We start from the raw sequence: 1,671 nt of genomic DNA, 5'->3' as shown, positions 1-1,671 counted from the left end.
TAATAAAAAGACCATTTTCATTGGAACTTTAGAAGTTTCTAATTTTAATAGCATATTTTTACCTTTATTTTACTTTTTCAAAATGAACAATATTTTCATTAAAAATCTCTATACCTCTACCTTGTCCAAGTTGAGTTGTCATTTGCCCACCTTCAACTTTAAAACGAGTATTGGTTTTCATCCATTTCCCAGTTTTAATCGACATATTAGGAAATACTTTTGCCGCTGCAGAATTTGCTGCAATACCTATTTCTTCTAACTTAGCAAATGTTCCTTGTTTAACCACGATTTTTACGGTTACTCCATTATATTTTGATGAATATCCTAAAACTGGAGAGATGGAAGTTTCGGTTGTTGGAGGCATTATGCCTGTTCTCTCAAACTGCTTAAATTGCTCTTGTGACATAGTTCTATAAACAATTTCATTACCATATGCATCATACTGCTGAACAGGACTTAATGGATCCTTAGCGGTAGTGGTTGGAATACCTATCTTTTCTTTTCCTGCAACCCCTTCAAATCCACTATTTTCAACCTTAATCAATCCTAACGGATCTATCCAATTTATCGGATCACTACCGGCATATTGATAACTATTTAACCCACCCAGTATACCTAGTGGGTCTTGGGTGATATATCTGCCAATAAACGGGTCGTAATAACGGTTTAGGTTGTAATGTAACCCCGTCTCCTCATCATAATATTGCCCTTGGAACCGTAACGGATTATCCGGCAGGGAATCTATATCGTCCTGATGGTAGGTTTCGTTTATTATCTGACCATAGGCATTATACTGGCATTCATAGAGCGTGTCACCTAAGCTGCCGGTAAGGGCTATGGGTGTGCCGAGGTGGTCGTTTTGATACCAGTAGAGTTTGATGTTATCTTGTTGGGCATTACCGTGCACTAGGGCTAATGGACGGTAAGAGTCTGGCTCGTAAAGGTAGCTTTGCCAGTGTTTATCGTTATCGGTCTCGGCAATAAGTTTATTAGACTGTGGCCTTTTCCACGTTTTTCCACAATCAGGTTGCCAAAGCAATCATGCTCAAAGTATATGCCACCAAAAAACATTTGGGTTTATCATAATATTAACGCTAATAACATCATAGCAAATGGTTAGTTGACACAATAATAATTTAAATCTAACAAAGTAAGCTAAGTATTAAGCTTACCTTGCCGATTTGATATGTTAAATTGAATCTAAATTGGAACTTATTCTACAGGCTCTAATGAGACTGCCATTTCTAAAGCTGTTTTAGAGCGATTTATTTTACCATCAAAATCTGGTTGTAATTTCATTTCATCTAATGCATAAACGATACTTGCACTATATCCTATTTTAAAGAGCTTTGAATCTTCTTTTTTGTTGGTATAAATACCAACAGATTGAATTGTCCCATCTTCAAGTAATAAATCAACTGTATTATTAAAATTTGAGGGATCTTGCCCTGCTACATAAGCTTTTTTTATTATTCCTGAAATAAATAATAAAGGTATCCTCCCCTGCTCAATACTATTCCACCACTCTTTTGATCCAAAAAGACCATTGGTACCTTTGAGACCCATTGTAGGTTTTGATTTGTCTAACGTTAATGCTTGTGTTAAAGCGACTCTTTCTGGATTATTTTTTAATTCCTTTGATAATAAAAAGACCATTTTCATTGGAACTTT

The 1,671-nt window shown here is 35.5% G+C and carries 2 protein-coding genes; both read right to left on the bottom strand.

Going from position 1 to position 1,671, the window contains the following annotated elements; all coding sequences use genetic code 11:
* Nucleotides 1-64 precede the first annotated feature (64 nt).
* Nucleotides 65-1,039, bottom strand: coding sequence for an RHS repeat-associated core domain-containing protein (locus A9G41_RS06050; RefSeq protein WP_075539448.1), 975 nt, complete (start codon nucleotides 1,037-1,039; stop codon nucleotides 65-67).
* A gap of 173 nt (nucleotides 1,040-1,212) precedes the next feature.
* Nucleotides 1,213-1,671: hypothetical protein (locus tag A9G41_RS06045; protein WP_143425422.1), on the bottom strand; the 459-nt coding region annotated here is incomplete at its 5' end.

It is taken from the genome of Gilliamella sp. Nev5-1, from assembly GCF_001690895.1.
GTDB lineage: Bacteria > Pseudomonadota > Gammaproteobacteria > Enterobacterales > Orbaceae > Gilliamella > Gilliamella apicola_C.
The sequence above is the reverse complement of the archived record's forward strand: the minus strand, read 5'-3'. Positions and strand labels throughout refer to the sequence as shown.